General features: G+C 69.2%; 20 protein-coding genes. 8 read left to right on the plus strand and 12 right to left on the minus strand.

Going from position 1 to position 19,877, the window contains the following annotated elements; genetic code table 11:
- Nucleotides 1–45 precede the first annotated feature (45 nt).
- From nadD to D2E24_RS03410, 3 genes are all read right to left on the minus strand, one after another.
- On the minus strand, nt 46–717 hold the full coding sequence (gene nadD / locus D2E24_RS03400; protein WP_206430914.1) for a nicotinate-nucleotide adenylyltransferase: 672 nt from the start codon (nt 715–717) through the stop codon (nt 46–48).
- 13 nt (nt 718–730) lie between these two features.
- Complete coding sequence (locus D2E24_RS03405; RefSeq protein WP_241222830.1) at nt 731–1,297, minus strand: phosphoribosylglycinamide synthetase; 567 nt, start codon at nt 1,295–1,297, stop codon at nt 731–733.
- Between the two features lie 108 nt (nt 1,298–1,405).
- Nucleotides 1,406–2,689 (minus strand): glutamate-5-semialdehyde dehydrogenase, encoded by a 1,284-nt coding sequence (locus D2E24_RS03410; protein WP_125967922.1) that lies wholly within the window; start codon nt 2,687–2,689, stop codon nt 1,406–1,408.
- Between the two features lie 135 nt (nt 2,690–2,824).
- On the opposite strand from D2E24_RS03410, the gene thrC reads away from it, so the two are divergent.
- Complete coding sequence (gene thrC / locus D2E24_RS03415; RefSeq protein WP_125967923.1) at nt 2,825–4,312, plus strand: threonine synthase; 1,488 nt, start codon at nt 2,825–2,827, stop codon at nt 4,310–4,312.
- Between the two features lie 120 nt (nt 4,313–4,432).
- Here the strand turns inward: thrC and D2E24_RS03420 are convergent, their stop codons facing one another.
- The 3 genes from D2E24_RS03420 to D2E24_RS03430 are packed head-to-tail and all read right to left on the minus strand — an operon-like array spanning nt 4,433 to nt 6,464.
- The gene (locus tag D2E24_RS03420; protein ID WP_125967924.1) at nt 4,433–5,179 is read right to left on the minus strand and encodes an ABC-2 transporter permease; all 747 of its coding nucleotides are present in this window, start codon (nt 5,177–5,179) and stop codon (nt 4,433–4,435) included.
- Nucleotides 5,176–6,069: an ABC transporter ATP-binding protein gene (locus tag D2E24_RS03425; RefSeq protein ID WP_125967925.1), complete on the minus strand. Its 894-nt coding sequence runs from the start codon at nt 6,067–6,069 to the stop codon at nt 5,176–5,178. Before D2E24_RS03425 ends, D2E24_RS03420 begins: the two co-directional genes overlap by 4 nt.
- A 23-nt stretch (nt 6,070–6,092) precedes the next feature.
- Entirely contained in the window at nt 6,093–6,464 is a 372-nt protein-coding gene (locus tag D2E24_RS03430; protein ID WP_125967926.1) for a GntR family transcriptional regulator, read from the minus strand.
- Between the two features lie 276 nt (nt 6,465–6,740).
- Between D2E24_RS03430 and D2E24_RS03435 the strand changes: the two genes are divergently transcribed.
- The 7 genes from D2E24_RS03435 (at nt 6,741) to D2E24_RS03465 (ending at nt 13,581) form a co-directional block, all read left to right on the plus strand.
- Nucleotides 6,741–7,745 carry an NAD kinase gene (locus tag D2E24_RS03435; RefSeq protein WP_125967949.1) on the plus strand — a complete coding sequence of 335 codons (1,005 nt, stop codon included), beginning with the start codon at nt 6,741–6,743 and terminating at the stop codon, nt 7,743–7,745.
- Entirely contained in the window at nt 7,745–9,484 is a 1,740-nt protein-coding gene (gene recN, locus D2E24_RS03440; RefSeq protein ID WP_125967927.1) for a DNA repair protein RecN, read from the plus strand. The genes D2E24_RS03435 and recN overlap by 1 nt, the downstream gene beginning before the upstream one ends.
- 54 nt (nt 9,485–9,538) lie before the next feature.
- Nucleotides 9,539–10,255, plus strand: a complete 717-nt coding sequence (locus tag D2E24_RS03445) for an HAD family hydrolase (protein WP_125967950.1) — start codon at nt 9,539–9,541, stop codon at nt 10,253–10,255.
- Nucleotides 10,256–10,412: 157 nt separating this feature from the next.
- A complete protein-coding gene (locus D2E24_RS03450; RefSeq protein WP_125967928.1) occupies nt 10,413–10,682 on the plus strand; it encodes a type II toxin-antitoxin system TacA family antitoxin in 270 nt (89 codons plus the stop codon).
- Nucleotides 10,679–11,173, plus strand: a complete 495-nt coding sequence (locus D2E24_RS03455; protein WP_125967929.1) for an N-acetyltransferase — start codon at nt 10,679–10,681, stop codon at nt 11,171–11,173. Before D2E24_RS03450 ends, D2E24_RS03455 begins: the two co-directional genes overlap by 4 nt.
- Nucleotides 11,174–11,395: 222 nt before the next feature.
- Nucleotides 11,396–12,859, plus strand: coding sequence for a TrkH family potassium uptake protein (locus D2E24_RS03460; RefSeq protein ID WP_125967930.1), 1,464 nt, complete (start codon nt 11,396–11,398; stop codon nt 12,857–12,859).
- A gap of 68 nt (nt 12,860–12,927) precedes the next feature.
- Nucleotides 12,928–13,581, plus strand: coding sequence for a potassium channel family protein (locus tag D2E24_RS03465; protein WP_125967931.1), 654 nt, complete (start codon nt 12,928–12,930; stop codon nt 13,579–13,581).
- A gap of 118 nt (nt 13,582–13,699) precedes the next feature.
- On the opposite strand, the gene D2E24_RS03470 is transcribed toward D2E24_RS03465, so the two are convergent.
- The 6 genes from D2E24_RS03470 to D2E24_RS03490 form a co-directional block, all read right to left on the minus strand.
- Complete coding sequence (locus tag D2E24_RS03470) at nt 13,700–14,536, minus strand: TlyA family RNA methyltransferase (RefSeq protein WP_125967932.1); 837 nt, start codon at nt 14,534–14,536, stop codon at nt 13,700–13,702.
- A gap of 25 nt (nt 14,537–14,561) precedes the next feature.
- Nucleotides 14,562–14,690, minus strand: coding sequence for a hypothetical protein (locus tag D2E24_RS10705; protein WP_277594585.1), 129 nt, complete (start codon nt 14,688–14,690; stop codon nt 14,562–14,564).
- Nucleotides 14,691–14,815: 125 nt separating this feature from the next.
- Nucleotides 14,816–15,847, minus strand: coding sequence for an HAD-IIA family hydrolase (locus D2E24_RS03475; RefSeq protein WP_125967933.1), 1,032 nt, complete (start codon nt 15,845–15,847; stop codon nt 14,816–14,818).
- Nucleotides 15,848–15,855: 8 nt separating this feature from the next.
- Nucleotides 15,856–17,640 carry a tetratricopeptide repeat protein gene (locus D2E24_RS03480; protein ID WP_241222831.1) on the minus strand — a complete coding sequence of 595 codons (1,785 nt, stop codon included), beginning with the start codon at nt 17,638–17,640 and terminating at the stop codon, nt 15,856–15,858.
- A 214-nt stretch (nt 17,641–17,854) separates the two neighbouring features.
- On the minus strand, nt 17,855–19,177 hold the full coding sequence (tyrS, locus tag D2E24_RS03485) for a tyrosine--tRNA ligase (RefSeq protein WP_125967934.1): 1,323 nt from the start codon (nt 19,175–19,177) through the stop codon (nt 17,855–17,857).
- 113 nt (nt 19,178–19,290) lie between these two features.
- Nucleotides 19,291–19,650 carry a hypothetical protein gene (locus tag D2E24_RS03490; protein ID WP_125967935.1) on the minus strand — a complete coding sequence of 120 codons (360 nt, stop codon included), beginning with the start codon at nt 19,648–19,650 and terminating at the stop codon, nt 19,291–19,293.
- Between the last annotated feature and the right edge of the window lie 227 nt (nt 19,651–19,877).

The following is a 19,877-nucleotide window of genomic DNA, read 5'->3' on the forward strand; positions in this document are numbered from 1 at the left end:
TGGTGGGCCGGCGGAGTGCCGGCGGGTGTGCGCCCCGCTCCCCCGCTACGTGTACAGCCCGTGCTTGCCGATGTACTGCACGACGCCGTCGGGCACGAGGTACCACACCGGTTCGCCGTGGGCGGCGCGGCGGCGCACGTCGGTCGACGAGATCGCCAGCGCGGGGATCTCGAGCGTGTCGACGCTGCCGGCGGGCGGCTGCACGCCGTCGGGCGACGAGTAGCCGGGGCGGGTGACGGCGACGAAGTGCGCCAGCTCCCACATGCTCTCGGCGTCCTTCCACTGCATGATCTCGGCGACCGCGTCGGCGCCGGTGATGAAGAACAGCTCGGCGTCCGGGTGGCGTTCGCGGATGTCGCGCAGCGTGTCGATCGTGTACGTGACGCCGGGTCGGTCGATGTCGACGCGCGAGACGGTGAACTTGGGGTTCGACGCGGTGGCGATGACCGTCATCAGGTAGCGGTCCTCGGCGTTCGTGACCTTCTTGTCGAGCTTGAACACGGGACGTCCGGTGGGCACGAAGATGACCTCGTCGAGGTCGTACACCCAGGCGACCTCGGATGCGGCGACCAGATGGCCGTTGTGGATCGGGTCGAAGGTGCCGCCCATGATGCCGATGCGCGGCCGGTCGTGCCGGTTGCCGCGCGTGGACAGCCGCCAGGGGCGGGTCGCGACGGTCGTGTTGCCCGGGGACGGCTCGGCCGACAGGTCGGACATGCGGCGTTCGTCCTCAGCCACGCGGTCCCTCCCCCGTCACGTCGGATGCGGCGGGCGCGGCGGCCGGCGCGGCGTCGTCGACGGCCGCGTCGACGCCGGATTCGTGCGGGTCGATCTTGCCCATGTCCTCGTCCCACTCCTCCTGCACGACGCGCCGGATCTCGGCGAAGGTCGGCAGCGCGAAGTCGGGCTGGTACAGGTCGCGGACCACGGCCACGTGCTCGGTGACGCGGATCAGCGTCTGCGTCATGCCGTCGATGTCGCCGGCGCGCTCCTGCGCGGTGAAGCGGCGCACCTGCTCCTCCATGGCCTCCATGTGGCGGCGGACCGTGGCCAGCTGGGCCTCGTCGAGGTCGGCGACCCGGTCGCCGTGTTCGTCGGGCCAGTCGATGAGCACCGCGTCGGCGTATTCGAGCGAGGCGCGCTGCTCGGCGGTGGCGATGCCGTCCTCGATCTGCACGAGGAACACGTAGCGTACGATGCTCAGCCGTTCCGCGGCGAGCTTCATGCCCAGCCGGGGGTCGTCCACATCGATGTCGGGGCGCAGCGGCTCCCCTTCCCTGACGTCGAGATCGCTCATGATCTCCTCCCTGTCTCGTTGCTCTGCGTTGCCTGCGCACCGCCCCGCGGCGGCGTCACCGTCCGGTCGGCCCTCCGGGCGGTCCGTCCGGCCCGACCGCCCGTGCGTTCAGGCGCGGATCTGGCCGGTGCCGTAGCCGACCCACTGGGTCGTGGTCATCTCGCGCAGCCCCATCGGGCCGCGCGCGTGCATCTTCTGCGTGGAGATGCCCAGTTCGGCGCCGAAGCCGAACACGCCGCCGTCGGTGAACCGCGTGGACGCGTTGACCATCACCACGGCCGAGTCGATGCGCCCGGTGAAGCGTTCGACCGCCGAATAGTCCTCGGCGACGATCGACTCGGTGTGGCCGGTCGAATGCGCGTTGATGTGGTCGATGGCCTCGTCGAGCGATCCGACGACCTTCACGCCGATCGTCAGCGCCAGGTATTCGGTATCCCAATCCTCGCCCGTGGCGGCGACGACGCGCGCGCCGTCGATGCCGGCCGCGTCGATGATGGCCCGAGCCTCGTCGTCGGCGTGCATCTCGACGCCCGCGTCGGCGAGCGCCTGCGCGGCGAGCGGGAGGAAGGATGCGGCGACGTCGCGGTGGACGAGCAGCTTCTCGGCGGCGTTGCACACGCCGATGCGCTGCGTCTTGGCGTTGATGAGGATGGGGATGGCCTTGGCGGGGTCTCCGGAGCGGTCCATGTAGATGTGCACGTTGCCGGCGCCGGTTTCGATGACGGGGACCTTGGAGTCGCGCACGACGGCCTGGATGAGGCCGCGGCCGCCGCGCGGCACGAGCAGGTCGACGTGGCCGCGCGCCTCCATCATGGCGGTGGCGCCGTCGCGCCCGTACGGGTCGACGGTGTCGACGAGCGCGGGGTCGAGGCCGTGCGCGCCGATGGTGGCGCGGATGACGTCGATGGTGGCGCGGTTGGTGGCTTCGGCGGCGTGGCCGCCGCGCAGGATCGCCGCGTTGCCGGATTTGAGGCAGAGGGCGGCGACGTCGACGGTGACGTTGGGGCGCGCCTCGTAGATCATGCCGATGACGCCGATGGGGACGCGCCGCTGCTGGAGGCGCAGGCCGTTGGGCAGGCTGTAGCCGCGCACGATCTCGCCGACGGGGTCGGGCAGGGAGGCGACGTGGCGCATGCCGTCGGCGGCGGCGCGGATGCGCGGCTCGTCGAACAGGAGGCGGTCGAGCTTGCCGTCGTCCATGTGTTCGGCGCGGGCGCGGGCCATGTCGTCGGCGTTGGCGGCGGCGATGGCGACGGCGTTCGCGTCGAGCGCGTCGGCGATGGCGCCAAGCAGCGTGTTCTTGGCTTCGGTGGAGGTCTGGGCGAGTTCGCGCTGGGCGCGTGAAGCCGCGTCGGCCATGGCGCATACCGCGGCGAATGTCTCTTCGGTCATAGGCACACGATAGCGCACGCGGCGGCGGCCGCCGGCTCCCGCGCCAGCATGCGGAACCGGGCGCCAGGGCTGCCCACGTGTGCCGATAGACTCGAAGACGGCAAGCATCGTCCCGATCGTGAGGGGTTCCATTCCATGACGACGTTCCATTCCACGCGTTCCACCACCGATTCGCTCACCGCCAAGCAGGCGATCCGCAAGGGCATCGCCGACGACGGCGGCCTGTTCGTCACCGATGCGCTCGGCCAGTCGAAGGTCGACATCGCGAACCTGGCCGGCCGCCCCTATCAGGACATCGCGTTCGACGTGCTGCACGCGCTGCTGCCGGACTTCGGCGACGAGGAGCTGAAGGGCTGCATCGCCGCCGCGTACGGCGACCAGTGGTCGGACGAGCGCATCACCCCGCTCGAGGAGGTGGGCGACGACTACGTGCTCGAACTGTTCCGCGGCCCCACCTCCGCATTCAAGGACGTGGCGCTGCAGATCCTGCCGCGCTTCATGGCGCGCACCACGCCCGAGGGCGGCGACGCTGACGAGAAGATCATGATCCTGACGGCCACGTCGGGCGACACCGGCAAGGCGGCGCTGGCCGGCTTCGCCGACGCCCCGGGCACGGCGATCACCGTGTTCTACCCGCAGGGCAAGGTCAGCCAGGTGCAGGAGCTGCAGATGACCACGCAGACGGGCGCGAACGTGAACGTGTGCGCGGTGGAGGGCAACTTCGACGACGCGCAGACCGCCGTGAAGACCATCTTCGCCGACCATGAGCTGGCCGAGCGTCTGGCTGGACAGCACCACGTGGCGCTGTCCAGCGCGAACTCGATCAACGTGGGCCGTCTGGTGCCGCAGGTCGTCTACTACTTCTCCGCGTACGCGCAGCTGCTGGAGCGGCAGGTCATCAACGTGGGCGACGAGGTCGAGTTCGTCGTGCCGACCGGCAACTTCGGCGACATCCTCGCCGGCTACTATGCGAAGATGCTGGGCCTGCCGGTCAAGCATCTCATCGTCGCGTCCGACCGCAACAACGTGCTGTTCGACTTCCTGACCACCGGCACGTACAACCGCCAGCGCCCGTTCTTCCAGACGATCTCCCCGTCGATGGACATCCTCGTCTCCTCGAACCTGGAGCGCATGCTCTACTACATGTCCGACGGCGACACGCGTCTGATCACGATGCTCATGAACGACCTCAAGCAGTGGGGCGCGTACGAGGTTCCCGAGACGCTGCTGGCGCGCATCCGCCACCTGTTCGGCTGCGGCTGGGCCGACGAGGACCAGGTGCGCCAGATGATCGCCGACTGCTGGGAGAGGAACCGCTACGTGATCGACCCGCACACCGCGTGCGCGTGGTACGTGGCGCAGCAGATGCCGCGCGACCCGCTGACCCCGCGCGTCGTGCTGGCCACCGCCAGCCCGTACAAGTTCCCGCGCGTCGTCAACGAGGCGCTGGGCCTGGACGCGACCGGCACCGACTTCGCGTGCATGGACGTGCTCGCCGAGGCGACCGGCACGGTGCCGCCGGCCGCCCTGCGCGGTCTGGAGACCGCCCAGGTGCGCTTCGACGCCGTCTCGTCCGTCGCCGGCATGACCGACGTGGTCGAGTCCGCCGCCGCGGCGCTCTGATCCGCCCGTCGCGCGGGCATCGGGCCCGCGCATGACATGAGTGGGGTCCTCCGGAACGAACCGGAGGACCCCACTCGCATATGGACCGTCGCGGTCATCGGCCCTCCGGGCGACGCCGGATCACAGATTCCTGGCGAGGTTGAACCGGCGCGACAGCAGGAACGAGAGCTCGTAGGCGGCCGCGCAGACCAGCGCGAACACGAGCGTCGCGCCCAGCGGGGAGGCGTCGGCGGCGTCGGCGATCGCACCCATCGCCTTCGTCAGGGCGTCCATCGCCGATGCGGGCAGCAGCTTGGGCGCTCCCCATGCGATGAGCGCGCCGCCCGCGATGCAGCAGACGATCGCGATGCCGATGATCTGCCACACTTTGGTGAGCGGGTAGCGGTACAGCAGCGGTATGACGAGCGCATCCATGAGCAGGATGACCAGCGTCGGCATGACGGCGCCGGATATGATGTCCCAGCCCAGCGAGCCGAGGTCTCCGGACGCTTCGACGCCTCCCGACAGCATCGCGCCGCCCCAGGCGAGCACGCGCACCGCCACCAGGTCGAGCAGGATGACCAGCAGCCATGCGAGGACGAACAGGTAGCGTCCGGCGACCTGGCGGGCGCGTCCGATGGGGATGAGCCCGTTGATGCGGCGATGTTCGCCCTGTTCCTCGTAGAGGAACGGGTAGATCGTCAGCATGAATCCGACGCCGCTGACCATGCCGGGCAGTCCGCCGCCGGTCACGCCGTTGATGCCGCCGGTGACGAGCGGAACGATGAACGCGAGCGTCGGGGCAAGAATGAAGAAGAACCATACGGCGCCGCCTTGGGAGAAGGCGCGCATCGTGTCAAGGCGCATCTGCGCGGCCAGTCGTCTCATCGCAGCACCTCCTCTCGCGCGTTGGTCAGGCGGATGACGTCGTCGATGGACGCGCGTTCGACGAGCAGCCCGGGCGTGCGCGCGGCGACGGTGCGGCCGTCGCCGGCGTGGATGAGCGCGTCGAAGCCGGTCCCGTAGCGGTGGATGCCGATGGCGCGGGCCCGGAGGTCGGCGTCGAGGTCGTCGGGACCGCCCTTGACGATGAGGAACGATTCGGCGAATTCGTCCTTGGGGCCGGTGAAGAAGAGGCGGCCGTCGGTGATGTAGGTGATGAAGTCGGAGGCGCGTTCCAGGTCCGCGGTGATGTGGGTGGAGAACAGGACGCTGCGCTCGCCGTCGGCGATGGTGTTCTGGAGGATGTCCATGAGTTCGTCGCGGGCGAGCACGTCGAGGCCGCTGGTGGGCTCGTCGAGGATGAGGAGGCGGGCGTCGTGGCTGAGGGCGACGGCGAGCATGAGCTTCATCTGCATGCCTCGCGAGAGTTCCTTGACCTTCTTCTTCCGGTCGAGGCCGAAGCGGTTGAGGTAGCTCTCGAACACGGCCCGGTCCCACGTGCGGTACATGGGGGCCATGGCCTGCTCGACCTTGGCGACGGTCCACACGTCGATGAGGTAGCTGACGTCGAAGACGACGCCGAGGCGTTCCTTGACGGCCTCCTCGTCGCGGATGTTGTCGAGGCCGAGGACGCGGATGTCGCCCTCGTCGCGGCGGATCATGTTGAGGATGAGTTTGATGAGCGTGGACTTGCCGGCGCCGTTGGGGCCGATGAGGCCCATGATGTAGCCGGCGGGCAGGTCGAAGGTGATGTGGTCGAGGGTGAATCCGGAGTCGTAGCTCCGGGTGGCGTCCGTGACGGACAGCGCCATGGGTGCGGCGTCGATGGCGGTCATCGCCATGCTCCTTTGCTGGTTGCCTACTGACGGTAGGCGTCGTCGAGCATGTCATGCAGACGTTCGGCCGGGATGCCGGCCGCTTGGGCGGCGGTGGCGGCTTCGGCGAGACAGTTGCGGACCCGGGTTTCGAGCTGTCGTTTCATCAGCTCGTTGCCGCGTTCCATGACGAACGTGCCCTTGCCCTGGATGTTGCGCACCACGCCTTCGTCGGCCAGTTCGTTGTACGCCCTGGTGACGGTGAGAACGGAGATGCGCAGCTCCCTGGCCAGGGTGCGCAGGGAGGGCAGGGCCTCCCCCGCGGCCAGTTCACCGGACAGCACCGCCGAACGGATCTGCGTCTTGATCTGCTCGTAGATGGGTTCTCCGGACACGGATGAGATGATCAGCTTCACCTGCGTCCCCTTTCGATATTGAGTTGTCGGCCCTGCGGCCGTTCAGCTGTTATATAGAACTGTATAACTGTTATCGACGACTGTCAAGGTGTGTTGCATAACAGTACAACAGTCGGCGCGTCGCGCGCGGCCGGCAGCGTCGCCGCGCGGCCGTCGCGCACCCGCACGCCCGCAGTACGCCCGCCGCACGCCCGCGAATCGAACAACCGTTCGGACATCTCACGCGAATCGACTACGATGGGGCGCATTGGTGTTTCTTCTTCCAAGGGGGATGCGATGGCCGGCGTACGTCATGCCGTGGTGGTGACCCACACCCGTCTGCGCGAGAGCGGCACGGTGGTGGCCGAGGCGGTGGAGCAGCTGCGCGCCGCCGGATTCGACGTGTCCATCATCGACAACGCCGAGGCGCCCGACTTCGGCGCGCGGCCGCCGGTCGTGCGCGACGACACCGAGATCGTCGTCGTGCTCGGCGGCGACGGCACCATCCTGCGCGCCGCCGAACTCGTGCACTGCACCCGCGTGCCGATCCTCGGCGTCAACCTCGGCCACGTCGGCTTCCTCGCCGAATTCGAAAGCTTCCAGATGGCCGACGCGATCCGCCGCGTCGCCACCCACGACTACTCGATCGACGAGCGCATGATCGCGCACGTCGACGTGTGGTTGCCAGGCGCCGCCGAGCCGATCGAGGACTGGGCGCTCAACGACATCGCCCTCGAGCACGCCGACCGCGGCAAGATGGTCGAGCTGTCCATCCGCGTCGACGACGTCGAGATGAGCTCGTTCGGCTGCGACGGCGTCATCGTCTCCACGCCCACCGGCTCGACCGCGTACGCGTTCTCCGCCGGCGGCCCCGTCATCTGGCCGGACGTGCAGGCGCTCCAGCTCGTGCCGCTCGCCGCGCACGCCCTGTTCGCCCGTCCGCTCGTCATCGGCTCCGGATCCACGTTCGCGATCGACATCCTCGACGATTCGATGTCCGACGGATGGATCTGCTGCGACGGCCGTCGACAGCGCGCCCTGCCCGTCGGCACGCGCGTCGAGATCCGCCAGTCGAAGGACACGCTGCGTCTGGCGCGGCTGTCGGGCGTGCCGTTCACGAACCGGCTCGTCACCAAGTTCGACCTGCCCGTCGTGAGCCTGCGCGAACAGGCGCGCGGCAACGCGGCCGCACCGCACCACGGCCATGTCTTCCCCGACGGCATCGGCACGCTGCACAGCGCGCATAAGGCCGATGCGCCGGCGAGCGCAGCGACCGCCGACGGCGAGGCGGCCGGCCGCTGATGCTCGAAGAACTCGAAATCCGCGGGCTCGGACCGATCCGTCACGCCCTGCTCACCCCCGCCGCCGGCATGACCGCCATCACCGGCGAGACCGGCGCCGGCAAATCCATGCTGCTGAGCGCCATCCGGCTCATCTCCGGCGGGCCCGCCGACGCCGGCCGCATCTCCCCCGACGCGCAGGAGGCGTGGACGCAGGGCGTGTTCGCCGTCGGCGACGGCGAGGCGGCCGCCATCGCCCGCGACGCCGGCATCGAACCCGAGGACGGCGAACTGTTCCTGTCGCGCACCGTACGCGCCACCGGCCGCTCGCGCGCCGTCGCCAACGGACGCGGCGTGCCGCGCGCCCTCCTCGACGCATTGTCAGGCGCGCTCGTCACCATCCACGGCCAGGCCGACCAGCTGCGCATCGCCTCCCCCGCACGCCAGCGCGAATTCCTCGACGCCGTCGCCGGCGACGAGCGCGAACTGGCCGACTACCATACGGCGTTCGACGCGCTCGCCGCGATGGACGAACGGCTCGAACGGCTGCGCAACCAGGAGGCGACCGCCCGCCAGCAGGCCGACTACCTGCGCGAATCCATCGAACGCATCAACCGCGTCGACCCGCAGGACGGCGAGGACGACGAGCTCAAGGCGCGGCGTTCGCGCATCGAGAACGCGGCCGACATCATCCAGGGCGTCAGCGCCGCCATCGGCGCGCTCGACGCCTCCCAGATCGACACCGACGGCGAGACGGTCGGCGCCGGCGAGCTCATCACGCGCGCCGCCCAGTCGCTGCGCGCCATCCGCGCCGACGGCGACTTCCCGGAACTCGCCGACCGGCTCGACTCCATCAACGCCGACCTGTCCGACGTCGTCTACTCGCTCAGCCGCGACCTCGACGTGGACGGCGACGTGGCCGACCTCGACGAAATCAACACGCGCATCCACGAGCTCGGCGAGCTCACGCGCCGCTGGGGCCCCACGCTCGCCGACGTGATCGCCTGGCGAGACAAGGCCGTGTTCGACGTGGAGGACCTCGACGCGTCCCCCGAGAAGGTCGCCGAACTCGAAACGGAACGACGCCGGCTCTTCGACGCGGCGATGGACGCGGCCGTGCGCCTCAGCGAGGCGCGTGCGGCGGCCGCCGGCGAACTCGCGGCGACCGTCACCGGCGAACTGTCGAGCCTCGCGATGGACGGCGCGCGCCTCGACATCCGCGTCACGCGGCGCGACGGCCACGGGCGCACGCCCACGTGGCCGCTCGACGCGAACGGCGTCGACGACATCGCGTTCCTGTTCACCCCCTACGAGGGCGCGCCCCAGCTGCCGATGGGCAAAAGCGCGTCCGGCGGCGAGCTGAGCCGACTCATGCTCGCGATGGAGCTGGCGGCCGCCTCCAAGCGCACCGACGGCGACGGCGCGCCGATGACGTTCATCTTCGACGAGGTCGACGCGGGCGTCGGCGGCAAGACCGCCGTCGAACTCGGCCGACGGCTCGCCCGGCTCGCCGGCAGCGCGCAGGTGATCGTCGTCACGCATCTGGCGCAGGTGGCCAGCTGGGCCGACGCCCAGTTCGTCGTCACCAAGGAGCCGCCGGATTCGCCCGACGACGAGCCGGGCGTCGTCACGTTCGTCGACGAAGTGCGCGACGAGGACCGCGTGCGCGAGATCGCGCGCATGCTCTCCGGCACCGAATCCGAGGCGTCGCTCGACCACGCGCGCGAACTGCTCGACTCGTCGCGCCGCGCCGCGGACTGACGGACCGGCATGTCGGATCGGCATATCAGAGAAGGGACGATGGGAATCATGACGATGGACGACAACGTCACGGCCGTCACGGGCGCGGCGGACGCGACCGCCGCGCCGACCGGCGTCGTCAACGCCGGCAAGGCCGCGATCTTCGACCTGGACGGCACGCTGCTCGACTCGATGGGCGTGTGGGACCAGGTCGACGAGGACTTCCTGTCCAAGCGCGGCATCCCCGTGCCCGCCGACTATGCGACGACGATCGCGGCGATGCAGTTCCGGCAGATCGCCGAATACACGATCGCCCGCTTCGGCCTGAGCGAGACGCCCGAGCAGATCATGGCCGAATGGGACGAGATGGGACGGCGCATGTACGAGACCTCCGTCGAGGCCAAGCTGGGCGCGCTCGACTATCTGACCGACCTGAAGGCGTCGGGCGCCCGGCTCGCGGTCGCCACGTCGCTGCCGCCGGCCCTGCGCGAGCCGGCGATGCGGCATGTGGGCATCCTCGACCTCTTCGACACGACCGTCAGCGTCGACGACGTGGGCGACGTCGGCAAGGACCGTCCCGACGTGTACCTGCTGGCCGCGCAGCGGCTCGGCGTGGACCCGCATGACTGCACGGTGTTCGAGGACCTGCTCGTCGCCATGCGCTCCGCCCGGTCGGCCGGCATGCGCGTGTGGGCGATGCACGACGATTCGTCCGCCGCCGACTGGCCCGCCATCTGCGACCTGGCCGACGGCGTCCTCTTCGACTTCACCAACGCCCCCCGCATCCTCTGAGCGGGCGCATCCTGCAGCCATCCGAAGTCACGATTCCGTGGATTTGTATGCGTCCACCTCGTTCCGACGCGAACAAATCCACAGGTTCCGGCCCCAGAAGACGACAAGCGGAGCCCACGGATTTCTCGCGTACGGACATTTGCCGTACAATCGAATCATGAGTACGACAATCACCAAGGAAAGCCGCTTCGAGATGCGGATGACCAGCGAGCAGCGCGACCGGATCGCCCAGGCCGCGGAATCCAAGGGGATGACGGCGTCGCAGTGGGCGCTGTCCAACCTGCTGGAGGCCGCCGCGCGCGACATCCAGGCATCGCGGGTGGTCGCGCTCTCCGACGTGGCGTGGAACGACTTCGTCGTCGCGCTGGACGAGCCGATGCCCGACGCCGCGGCCGAGCTGCTGGGCAGGGAGCCGATCTGGGCATGAGCGAGCATCCAAGGCCGACCAGACCACGACGGCTCACACCGCAGGATCCGGTATCCGGATTCGACTGCGGCAATCCCGTGGTCAACGACTGGCTGACCCGCCACTGGACCATGTCGCAGCGGCAGCATACCGCGGTGGCGTACGGCACGTTCGTCGGGGACGATCTGGTGGGGTTCTACACGCTCAGCGCCCGCAGCGTGACGCACGGGGAGGCGACGGGCTGGCTGCGGCGCAACTCCCCCGACCCGATCCCCGTGATCCTGCTCGGGATGCTCGGCGTCGACATCCGATGGCAGACGCTGCACATCGGCGGTCAACTGCTGCGCGACGCGATCCTGCGCGCGCTCGGCGCGGCGGAGATCGTCGGCGCGAGGGCGCTGCTCGTGGAGCCGGCCGGGGACCGTGCCGTGCTCTTCTACGAGCACTACGGCTTCCGCCACATCCGGGATTCCGAGATGATGTTCCTCCCCCTCGACCGGGACAAGCACTAGGTACCGCGTCAGCGCAAACGAACACTGGCCCATGGCATACCAGCCGCCCGGTGTCGTCGGGCGCGGCACCTCCGTCCGACCGTTCCCGGCTGCGGTTCCGCCGGTTCCGGCTGCTCCCCCCGCCTCCGAACCGCGACGAAGTAGGCGTTCGGGACGAGTGGGCTTACAATGGCCTGTTGGAATCGAAGCAACGACGGAAACGCGGAAAGAGAAGGGGCGCTCATGTCGAACCTCGTCTTTGACGAGTCCTCCTCCAATCGCGAGGCCTCGCGCGGCTACGCATGGTGGTTCTCGGGAGACACGTTCGAGAAGGCCGCGGCCGACGAGCGCCGCCCGCGCAAGCGCACGATCAGCCAGCATCTGACCTCCCAGCCGGGCCGGCTGACCATCATCTACTTCATGGCGCTCGTCACCGCGGCCACGACGATGCTGCTCCTGCCCGAATCCACGCCCGAAGGCGAGACGACGACGTTCTCGACCGCCCTGTTCACCGCCGTGTCGGCGCTCAGCACCTGCGGCATCTCGATCGTCAACTCGACGACCCACTGGACCATGTTCGGCCAGGGCGTGCTGCTCGTGTCGGTGCAGATGGGCGGCCTGGGCGTCATGACGTTCGCCTCGCTCATCACGCTGGCGATCAACCACCACATGAAGGCCACGCAGCGGCTGCTGACCGCGAGCGAACTGGGCACCACCAAGCTCAGCGAGGTGCGCGGCGTCCTGCGCGTCGTGCTAGGCACGTCGCTCATCATCGAGGCGACGACGTTCCTGGCGCTGTTCCCCGGCCTGCTGCGCGTCACCGGAGGAGACTGGGGGAAGACCGCGTGGGAGGCGCTGTTCTTCGCGGTCATGTCGTACAACAACGCCGGGTTCACGCCCGACGGCGCCGGCCTGCACGTCAACAGCTGGGCGGTGGGCCTGCCGATCATGACGTCCGCGTTCTGCGGCACGCTCGGCTTCCCGGTGCTGCTCAACCTGCTGCGGTGCACGCGCGACCATACGCCGCCGCGCCGCTGGAGCCTGCACACGAAGGTGACGCTGACGATGACGTTTCTGATCGTCGCCGCGTCGCTCATATGGTTCCTCGCCGTCGAATGGGACAATCCGGCGCTGTTCGCCGACGCGGACGTCGAGACGCGCATGCGGCATGCGATGGTCGCCGCGGTCATGCCGCGCAGCTCCGGCTTCGACCTGTCGTGGGTGCCGCAGGTGAGCGAGCCGACCAAGGTGTTCATGAGCATGGTGATGTTCGTGGGCGGCGGCAGCACGTCCACGGCGGGCGGCATCCGCGTGACCACGCTCGCGGTGATCCTCATCGTGTGCCGCGCGTCGTTCACCGGACACAAGGACATCACCGTGTTCCGCCGCCGCATCCACACCGACGTGGCGATGACGGCCGTCAGCATCACCACCACCTGCCTGCTGCTCGTCATGTGCGCGTCGCTGGCGTTGATGATCGTCTCGGGCTGCACGTTCAGCGACGGCCTGTTCGACGCGTGCTCCGCGTTCGGCCTGGGCGGCTACACGGTGGGCGTGGCGCGCGAGGACAATCCGGCGGCATTGGCGATCCTCGCGTTCACGATGGTGGTCGGCCGTCTCGGCCCGATGACCATCGCGTATTCGATCAGCAAGCCGCGCGCACTCGAATCGCTGCGCTACCCGACCGAGCCGATGGTCGTCGGCTGACGTACGGCAGCGGGCGACCGGCGCGGATCGACAACGGTTTTCACGGAAAGTCACGGAAAGGAACCACAATGGCGCATACCAACAGAAGCGTGCTCGTCGTCGGCCTGGGCCGATTCGGCAGCGCCGTGGCCACGACGCTCGACGCGATGGGCCAGGACGTGCTCGCCGTCGACCGCGATCTGGAGCTCGTCAACCGGTGGTCGTCGCAGATCCCGACCGTCCAGGCCGACATGACCGACGTGCTGGCGATCGAACAGCTCAACGCGTCCGATTTCGACACGGCGATCGTGGCGATCGGCGACAGCGTCGAGGCGTCCGTCATCGCCACCGGCAACCTGCTCGACGCGGGCATTTCGGACATCTGGGCGAAGTCGGTGTCGAAGGAGCATGCGCGCATCCTGCAGCGCATCGGCGCGCGGCACATCATCAACGCGGAGACGGACGCGGGCAAGCGCGTGGGCCATCTGGTCAGCGGCAACTACCTCGACTACATCGAGATCGAGGGCGCGCACACGGTCGTGAAGATCCACACGCCCCAGCATGTGGTCGGCTATTCGATCGAGGACGCGAAGGTGCACGAACGCTACGGCATCACCGTGGTCGGCATCAAGACGCCGGGCACCGAATTCCAGTACGGCTCCAAGGAGCTGGTGATGCACCGCAACGACGAGCTGGTCATCATGGGCCGTGAGGATCAGATCGACAAGTTCATCCGCGGCTGAGAGGCGCCTGGTGCAGTGACGGCCGGTTCCGGCGGCATATCCGTCGGAACCGGCCGTCGTCGTATATGCAGGCCGTGCGCAGGCGACGGTGCGGCCCGGTGCCGCCCGTCGTCGTCCGTCACGCCGCCGCGTACAGCAGGTATTCGGCGTTGCCGTGCGTGCCCTCGATCGGCGAGGGCGCGGCGGACAGGACGCGCAGTCCGTGCGCGCGTGCGCAGGCGACGACGTCGGCCAGCGCGCGCTCGCGCAGCGCCGGGTCGGCGACGACGCCGCCGCGGCCCAGCCCCTCGCGTCCCACCTCGAACTGGGGTTTGACGAGCAGCACGATGCGCGCGCCGGGCGCGGCGATGCGTGCGATCACGGGGATCACGTACGTCAGGGAGATGAACGACACGTCGGAGACGATCATCTGCGGCCGCCACGGCAGCGTGTCGGCGGTCACGTCGCGGATGTTGACGCCGTCCATGCGGATGACGCGCGCGTCGGCGTCGACGCGCGCGTCGAGCTGGTCGTGGCCGACGTCGAGCGCGACGACCTGCGCGGCGCCGCGGCGCAGCAGCACCTGGGTGAAGCCGCCGGTGGACGCGCCGATGTCGAGGCAATGCAGGCCGGCCGGTTCGGGCAGCGGCTCGAACAGCGCGTCGAACGCGACGCCGGCCGCTCCCCTATCGGCGTCTTCGTGACCGCCGTCGGGGCCGTTGCCGGTGTCGGCATCGGGGCCGACGGCGCGCGCGCCGAACACGTCGAACGCGCCGACGAGCTTGTACGCGCCGCGCGACACGTAGTCGTCGCCCTTGTCGACCGCGATCGCGGCGTCCGGGGCGACGGGCATGGACGGTTTGGCCGCGGTCCGCCCGTCGACGGTCACGTGGCCGTCGCGGATGAGCCGCTGCGCCTTGGAACGGCTGTCGACCAGCCCGCGGGCGACGATCAGCGCGTCGAGTCGTTGCGTCATGCGTTGCCGCCTTTCCCTAAGCCCGTCAGCGGGCGTCGTCGAGGTCGCCGGTCAGCTGGTCGAGCACGGATTGGAGCGCTTCGATGCGCCGCGCGTCGTCGGCCTCGTCGAAGCCGGCGAGCTGGGGGAAGCGTCGGATGAGTTCTTCCGGCATGATGGTCCTTTCGTCACTGTCTTGCCGTCGTATGGTGCGGCCGTATGCGGGCGGCCGTCGCCCGACATGCGTGCGCCCGGCCCGCGTCCCGCGATCGGCGGGCGCGGACCGGGCGCAGGGGCCGGCTAGAGTCGGAAGTCGGGCAGGTCGAGCGCGGCCGGGTCGCCGCCATGGTCGGCGTACGACCATGCGGCGCAGCAGGCGGCGCGCAGCGCGTCGACCGACGTCGCGTCGTCGACGCCCAGCGTCGCAGCCGCCTCGTCGAGCGTGGCGTGCGCGTCGCGGCAGCGCCAGACGCCGCCGTCGAGGCGTTCGACCGGCGGCTGCGCTTCGAGCAGGCCGCGCAGGTCGGGCACGATGTAGCTGGGGCGCAGGTGCGCGGGCGCGAGCATGAGTTCGCGCGGGTTCGTCACGCCGGTGAGCACGGCCAGCGCGTCGTAGCCGCCGCGCGTGCCCGCCTCGATGTCGGTGTCGAGACGGTCGCCGATGGCCAGGCACAGCGTCTTGTCGACCGGCTGCGCGTCGTCGCCGGCGGCGAGCAGACGCGCCTCGTCGTACATCGCCGACTCGGGCTTGCCGGCCGAGGCGACCGGTTCGACGCCGGTCGCGTTCATCACGGCCTGGATCATCGACCCGCAGCCGGGCGCGATGCCCATCTCGCGCGGGATCGTCAGGTCGCGGTTGGTCACGAAGTACGTCGCGCCGTGTTCGACCGCGTACGCGACCTCGGCCATCTGGCTCCACGTCATGTCGGGATACCAGCCCTGGATCACGGCGGCCGGCTCGTCGGCGGCCGATTCGACGACCGTCAGTCCGGCGGCGGCGACCTCCTCGCGCAGGTGCGCGGCGCCCAGGACGAGCACCTTCGCGCCGGCGGGCACGTGGCGGGCGACCATGCGCGCGGCCACGACCGACGACGTGATCACCTGCCGCGGTTCGACGTCCAGGTCGAAACCGCGCAGCTGCTCGGCGACGACGCGCTGGAACCGCGACGAGTTGTTGGTCGTGTATTCGATCGTCATGCCGGCCGCCTCGGCCGCGCGGATCGACTCGGCCGCGTGCTCCACCGGGTTCTTGCCCCGGTAGACCACGCCGTCGAGGTCGAGCAGCGCGAGCCGGTAGGTTTCGGCGACCGGCCTGTCGGTGTGCTTGAGCATCGCGTGCGTCACTCGGCGTCCGCCGCGTCGTCGATGCCGGTGCCCGGCTCGACGTCGGACTCCACACCGGCCTCGGCGGCCTGCGCGTCCAGCTCGGTCTCGTCGTCGCCGGCAGCGGTCTCGTCCGCGTCGGCGGCCTCGCCCATGCCGGCGATCTCCTCGACGGACTCGCCGTCGCCCTCGCCGTCCTCGGCGTCCTCGGACTCGGCCTCATCGGACTCGGCCTCGTCGCCCTCGCCCGGCTCCATGCCGAAGTCGGCCGGCGCGTACTGCGCGTCCGCCTCGCTGATGCCCAGCATGTCGAGCTCGTCGTCGGTGAAGCCCTCCAGATCATGGTCGATGATCAGATCGTCCATGTCCTCGTCGTCGTCCGCGTACTGCGTCTCCAGACGGTCCAGCAGCGGTTCGAGCGCCGCCGCGTCGTCGGTGCGGCCGCACTCCTCGAGGAAGTACTGCTCGGCCTGGATGGCGCGCATGCGGTACTCGCCCGGCAGGCCCTTGGAACGGCCCAGCGTGTGCACGATCTCGATGGCCTTGTCCATCTGGTTCATGTCGGACAGCGCGCCCGCGTACACCAGGAACATCTCGGCCTTCGCCTCGCCGCGCAGATACTTCGCGTCGTCGCTCGTCGCGACCTCGATCGCCTTCTTCGGGTTGCCGGTGCCGCGCTCGCAGTCGGCGATGAACGGCAGGTAGTCGAGGAAGCCGTTCATGCGGTACGCGGTGCGCAGCTCGCGCAGCGCCAGCTTGTAGTCGCCCTGACGGTACGCGATGAAGCCGAGCGTCTCACGCGCGAAGTCGATGCGGGACGCCTGACGGGCCACCCACTTGGCGTGCTCGAGCGCCAGCTGCGGGTCCTTCTCCTCCAGCGCGTACGCGGCCAGGATGTGCAGGCCGATGTTCTCCGCATGCTCCTTCGCCAGACCGCGCAGACGGTCGCGCTCGTCCGACGACAGCATCGACCACTCCATGCCCTTGGGCATGCGCGGCTCGTTGGGGCGACGGTCCGTGTACGGGTTCTGCGACGGGAAGCTCATCGTGCCGTCGGAGTTGCGGCGCGGACCGCGCTGCATGTACTCGCGGCGCTTCTCCTCACGGTATTCGCGCTTCTCCTCGGTCGTGAACTCGCGGCGCTCCTCACCCTGCGGACGGCCCTTGCGCTCGTCGCGGCGGTCGTCACGCTTGAAATCACGACGGTCGTCACGCTGGTAGCGCGGGTTGTCGCCGCCACGGCGGTCGTCACGCTTGAAATCACGGCGCTCGCCGCGCTGCTCGCCGTCACGGCGGAAGTCACGACGGTCGTCGCGCTTGAAGTCGCGACGGTCGTTGCGGCGGTCGTCACGACGGAACTCGCGACGCTCGCCCTCGCCCTGGCCGTCGCGGCGGAAACCGCCGTCGCGACGCTCGCCGTCCTTACGGAAGCCGTCGTTCTTGCGGAAGCCGCCGGACTTGCCGCCCTTGTGGAAGCCGCCCTTGCCGCCGTTGCCGCGGTAGCCGCCGCGCTCGCCGTCCTTGCGGAAGCCCTCGCCGTCACGGCGGAACTCACGACGCTCGCCGTCGCGGTGGAAGTCGCGGCGCTCGCCGCGCTGCTCGCCGTCGCGCTCGCGGCGGAAACCGCCGTCGCGGCGCTCGCCGTCCTTACGGAAGCCGTCATGCTTGCGGAAGCCGCCGGACTTGCCGCCCTTGTGGAAGCCGCCCTTGCCGCCGTTGCCGTGGCCGCCGGGACGCGACGAGCCGTAGGACTTGCGGTTGCCGTACGATTTGCCGCCCGAGCGGCGCTGTTCTTCTGCCATGGATGTCCTTTGACTAGATTCCTGATCCCCGTCCGGGGAACGACTGATGAGACGGACCGGGCGACGCCGGCGGGCTCCCCCGCCGACACTCCCCGGTCGGCTGTGATGATGGCTCCCCGAGTGGGGAGCCGGATGAAACGATGCGGATCGCGCTACGCCGCGACATTATGACGGCCGGCCATGCCGGCGCGTCCCGTCCGCGGCCGTGCGCGGGTCAGTGGCGTTCAACGACGCCGAGGGCCTTCTTGCCGCGGCGGATCAGCGCGAAGCGGCCGTGCAGGAAGTCGGCGGACTGAAGCGGCTGGTCCTCGGATTCGACGCGCGCGTTGTTCAGGTAGACGCCGCCGGCCTTGATGGTCTTGCGGGCCTCGGAGACGGACTTGAACAGGCCGGCGCGCACGCCCGCCTCGGCGATGCGCTCGCCGTCGGACGCCGGGGCGAACTCCTTGCCGCCGTCCTCGGTCTCGATCTTCAGACCGTCGATCGCGGCCTCGAGCGTCGCCTCGTCGATGCCGGCCAGGTCGCCGCCGCGGCCGAACAGCGCGGCCGACGCGTCGATCGCGGCCTGCGTGGCGGCCTCGCCGTGCACGAAGCTGGTGACCTCCCACGCGAGCGTGCGCTGGGCCTCGCGCGCGCCCGGATTGGTCTTCGACTCCTCCACCAGACGCTCGATCTCGGCCTTCGGCAGGAAGGTGAACACCTTGAGCAGGTTCTCCATCTCCACGTCGGGGCGGTTGAACCAGAACTGGTAGAACTTGTACGGGCTGAGCATCGTGCCGTCGAGCCACACGGCGTTGCCTTCGGACTTGCCGAACTTCTTGCCGGTCGCGTCGGTGATGATCGGGCTGGTGAACACGTGCACGGACTCGCCCTTCACCTTGCGGATCAGGTCCATGCCGCTGGTGAGGTTGCCCCACTGGTCGTTGCCGCCGATCTGCAGCGTGCAGCCGAACTCCTCGAACAGGTGCAGGTAGTCGTTGCCCTGGAGCACCTGGTAGCTGAACTCGGTGAACGAGATGCCTTCCTCGGAGTTGAGGCGGCGGGCGACCGTGTCCTTGGCGAGCATGGTGCCCAGGCGGAAGTTCTTGCCGACGTCGCGCAGGAAGTCGATGACGTTCATCTGCGCGGTCCAGTCGTAGTTCGACACGAAGCGCACCGGGTTGGCGCCTTCGGTCTCCAGGATGCCGCCGATCTGGCGGCGCAGGCGGTCGGCCCAGCCGGCCACGACGTCCTTCGGGTTCAGGGTGCGCTCGCCGGACTGGCGCGGGTCGCCGATCAGGCCGGTCGCGCCGCCCACGAGGGCGATCGGATGATGGCCGGCGGCCTGCAGGTGGCGCATGTTGATCAGAGCGACGAGGTTGCCGATGTGCAGCGACGCGGCGGTCGGGTCGAAGCCGCAGTAATAGGTGATCGGCTCCCCGTTCAGCGCTTCGGCGAGCTGATCGCGGTCGGTGGACTGCGAGATCAGCCCGCGCCATTCCAGTTCTTCGAGGACCGAATCGAATCCGGCCTCCTTGAAGTCGATGACGTGAGCCATAACCGTGGTTTCTCCCTATGCAATTCGCGGGTTTTGTGCGCCTATCAGTCTCTCAGAACAGGCCGACAGGCCCGCCCGGCGAGGCGGGCGAAGCCACGGCGGCATGGCGTCGTCTACCGAGGTATGCCGAAGTCGACGTGCGTGCGTTCGCGGCCGAGCGTGGCCGCCTTGGTGAACGCCTCGTAGTCGTCGCATTCGGCGAGCGCCATGTCCTTGACGACGTGCCGGTCGTCGAGGATGACGGGGAACACGCATTTGAGCCGGCACCAGCTCCAATAGGAGCGGCCGGGCTGCATGTACAGGTCGAACAGTCCGTCCCGGAAATCCTGATACAGGATGGACACCATCACCGAGCAGGACGAGCAGATGAAATACGGTCCGAAATAGACCGCCCACGTGAACGGGTCCAGCATGCCGCTACCGCCGGCGATCATCTCCACGAACACCGCGGTGATCAGGACGGCGAGGACCATGCCCCAGTTCTTGAACGATTGGAGGAACGCCTTGCAGTCACGAAAACAGAATCGCCTTCACGATTCGCCCCCTTGATATATCCAATCGTGGTTCTCCACGGGGGGTGTTCCTATGTTTTTGTCAACTCTGTAGGTGGTCGACGTGTCGGTTCACGGACCGGGCGTTATGGGCACGCTCCGCCCTGCCGGCGGCGTCCGGCGTGTTCGTCGTGGCGCTCAGGCCGCCA

It is taken from the genome of Bifidobacterium samirii, assembly GCF_003952945.1.
Taxonomy (GTDB): domain Bacteria; phylum Actinomycetota; class Actinomycetes; order Actinomycetales; family Bifidobacteriaceae; genus Bifidobacterium; species Bifidobacterium samirii.

Coding starts and splice junctions, on each gene's coding strand:
- nadD (WP_206430914.1), bottom strand. CDS start 717: ATGTCCGACCTGTCGGCCGAGCCGTCCCCGGGCAACACGACCGTCGCG.
- D2E24_RS03405 (WP_241222830.1), bottom strand. CDS start 1,297: ATGAGCGATCTCGACGTCAGGGAAGGGGAGCCGCTGCGCCCCGACATC.
- D2E24_RS03410 (WP_125967922.1), bottom strand. CDS start 2,689: ATGACCGAAGAGACATTCGCCGCGGTATGCGCCATGGCCGACGCGGCT.
- thrC (WP_125967923.1), top strand. CDS start 2,825: ATGACGACGTTCCATTCCACGCGTTCCACCACCGATTCGCTCACCGCC.
- D2E24_RS03420 (WP_125967924.1), bottom strand. CDS start 5,179: ATGAGACGACTGGCCGCGCAGATGCGCCTTGACACGATGCGCGCCTTC.
- D2E24_RS03425 (WP_125967925.1), bottom strand. CDS start 6,069: ATGACCGCCATCGACGCCGCACCCATGGCGCTGTCCGTCACGGACGCC.
- D2E24_RS03435 (WP_125967949.1), top strand. CDS start 6,741: ATGGCCGGCGTACGTCATGCCGTGGTGGTGACCCACACCCGTCTGCGC.
- recN (WP_125967927.1), top strand. CDS start 7,745: ATGCTCGAAGAACTCGAAATCCGCGGGCTCGGACCGATCCGTCACGCC.
- D2E24_RS03445 (WP_125967950.1), top strand. CDS start 9,539: ATGGACGACAACGTCACGGCCGTCACGGGCGCGGCGGACGCGACCGCC.
- D2E24_RS03450 (WP_125967928.1), top strand. CDS start 10,413: ATGAGTACGACAATCACCAAGGAAAGCCGCTTCGAGATGCGGATGACC.
- D2E24_RS03455 (WP_125967929.1), top strand. CDS start 10,679: ATGAGCGAGCATCCAAGGCCGACCAGACCACGACGGCTCACACCGCAG.
- D2E24_RS03460 (WP_125967930.1), top strand. CDS start 11,396: ATGTCGAACCTCGTCTTTGACGAGTCCTCCTCCAATCGCGAGGCCTCG.
- D2E24_RS03465 (WP_125967931.1), top strand. CDS start 12,928: ATGGCGCATACCAACAGAAGCGTGCTCGTCGTCGGCCTGGGCCGATTC.
- D2E24_RS03470 (WP_125967932.1), bottom strand. CDS start 14,536: ATGACGCAACGACTCGACGCGCTGATCGTCGCCCGCGGGCTGGTCGAC.
- D2E24_RS10705 (WP_277594585.1), bottom strand. CDS start 14,690: ATGCCGGAAGAACTCATCCGACGCTTCCCCCAGCTCGCCGGCTTCGAC.
- D2E24_RS03475 (WP_125967933.1), bottom strand. CDS start 15,847: ATGCTCAAGCACACCGACAGGCCGGTCGCCGAAACCTACCGGCTCGCG.
- D2E24_RS03480 (WP_241222831.1), bottom strand. CDS start 17,640: ATGGCAGAAGAACAGCGCCGCTCGGGCGGCAAATCGTACGGCAACCGC.
- tyrS (WP_125967934.1), bottom strand. CDS start 19,177: ATGGCTCACGTCATCGACTTCAAGGAGGCCGGATTCGATTCGGTCCTC.
- D2E24_RS03490 (WP_125967935.1), bottom strand. CDS start 19,650: ATGGTCCTCGCCGTCCTGATCACCGCGGTGTTCGTGGAGATGATCGCC.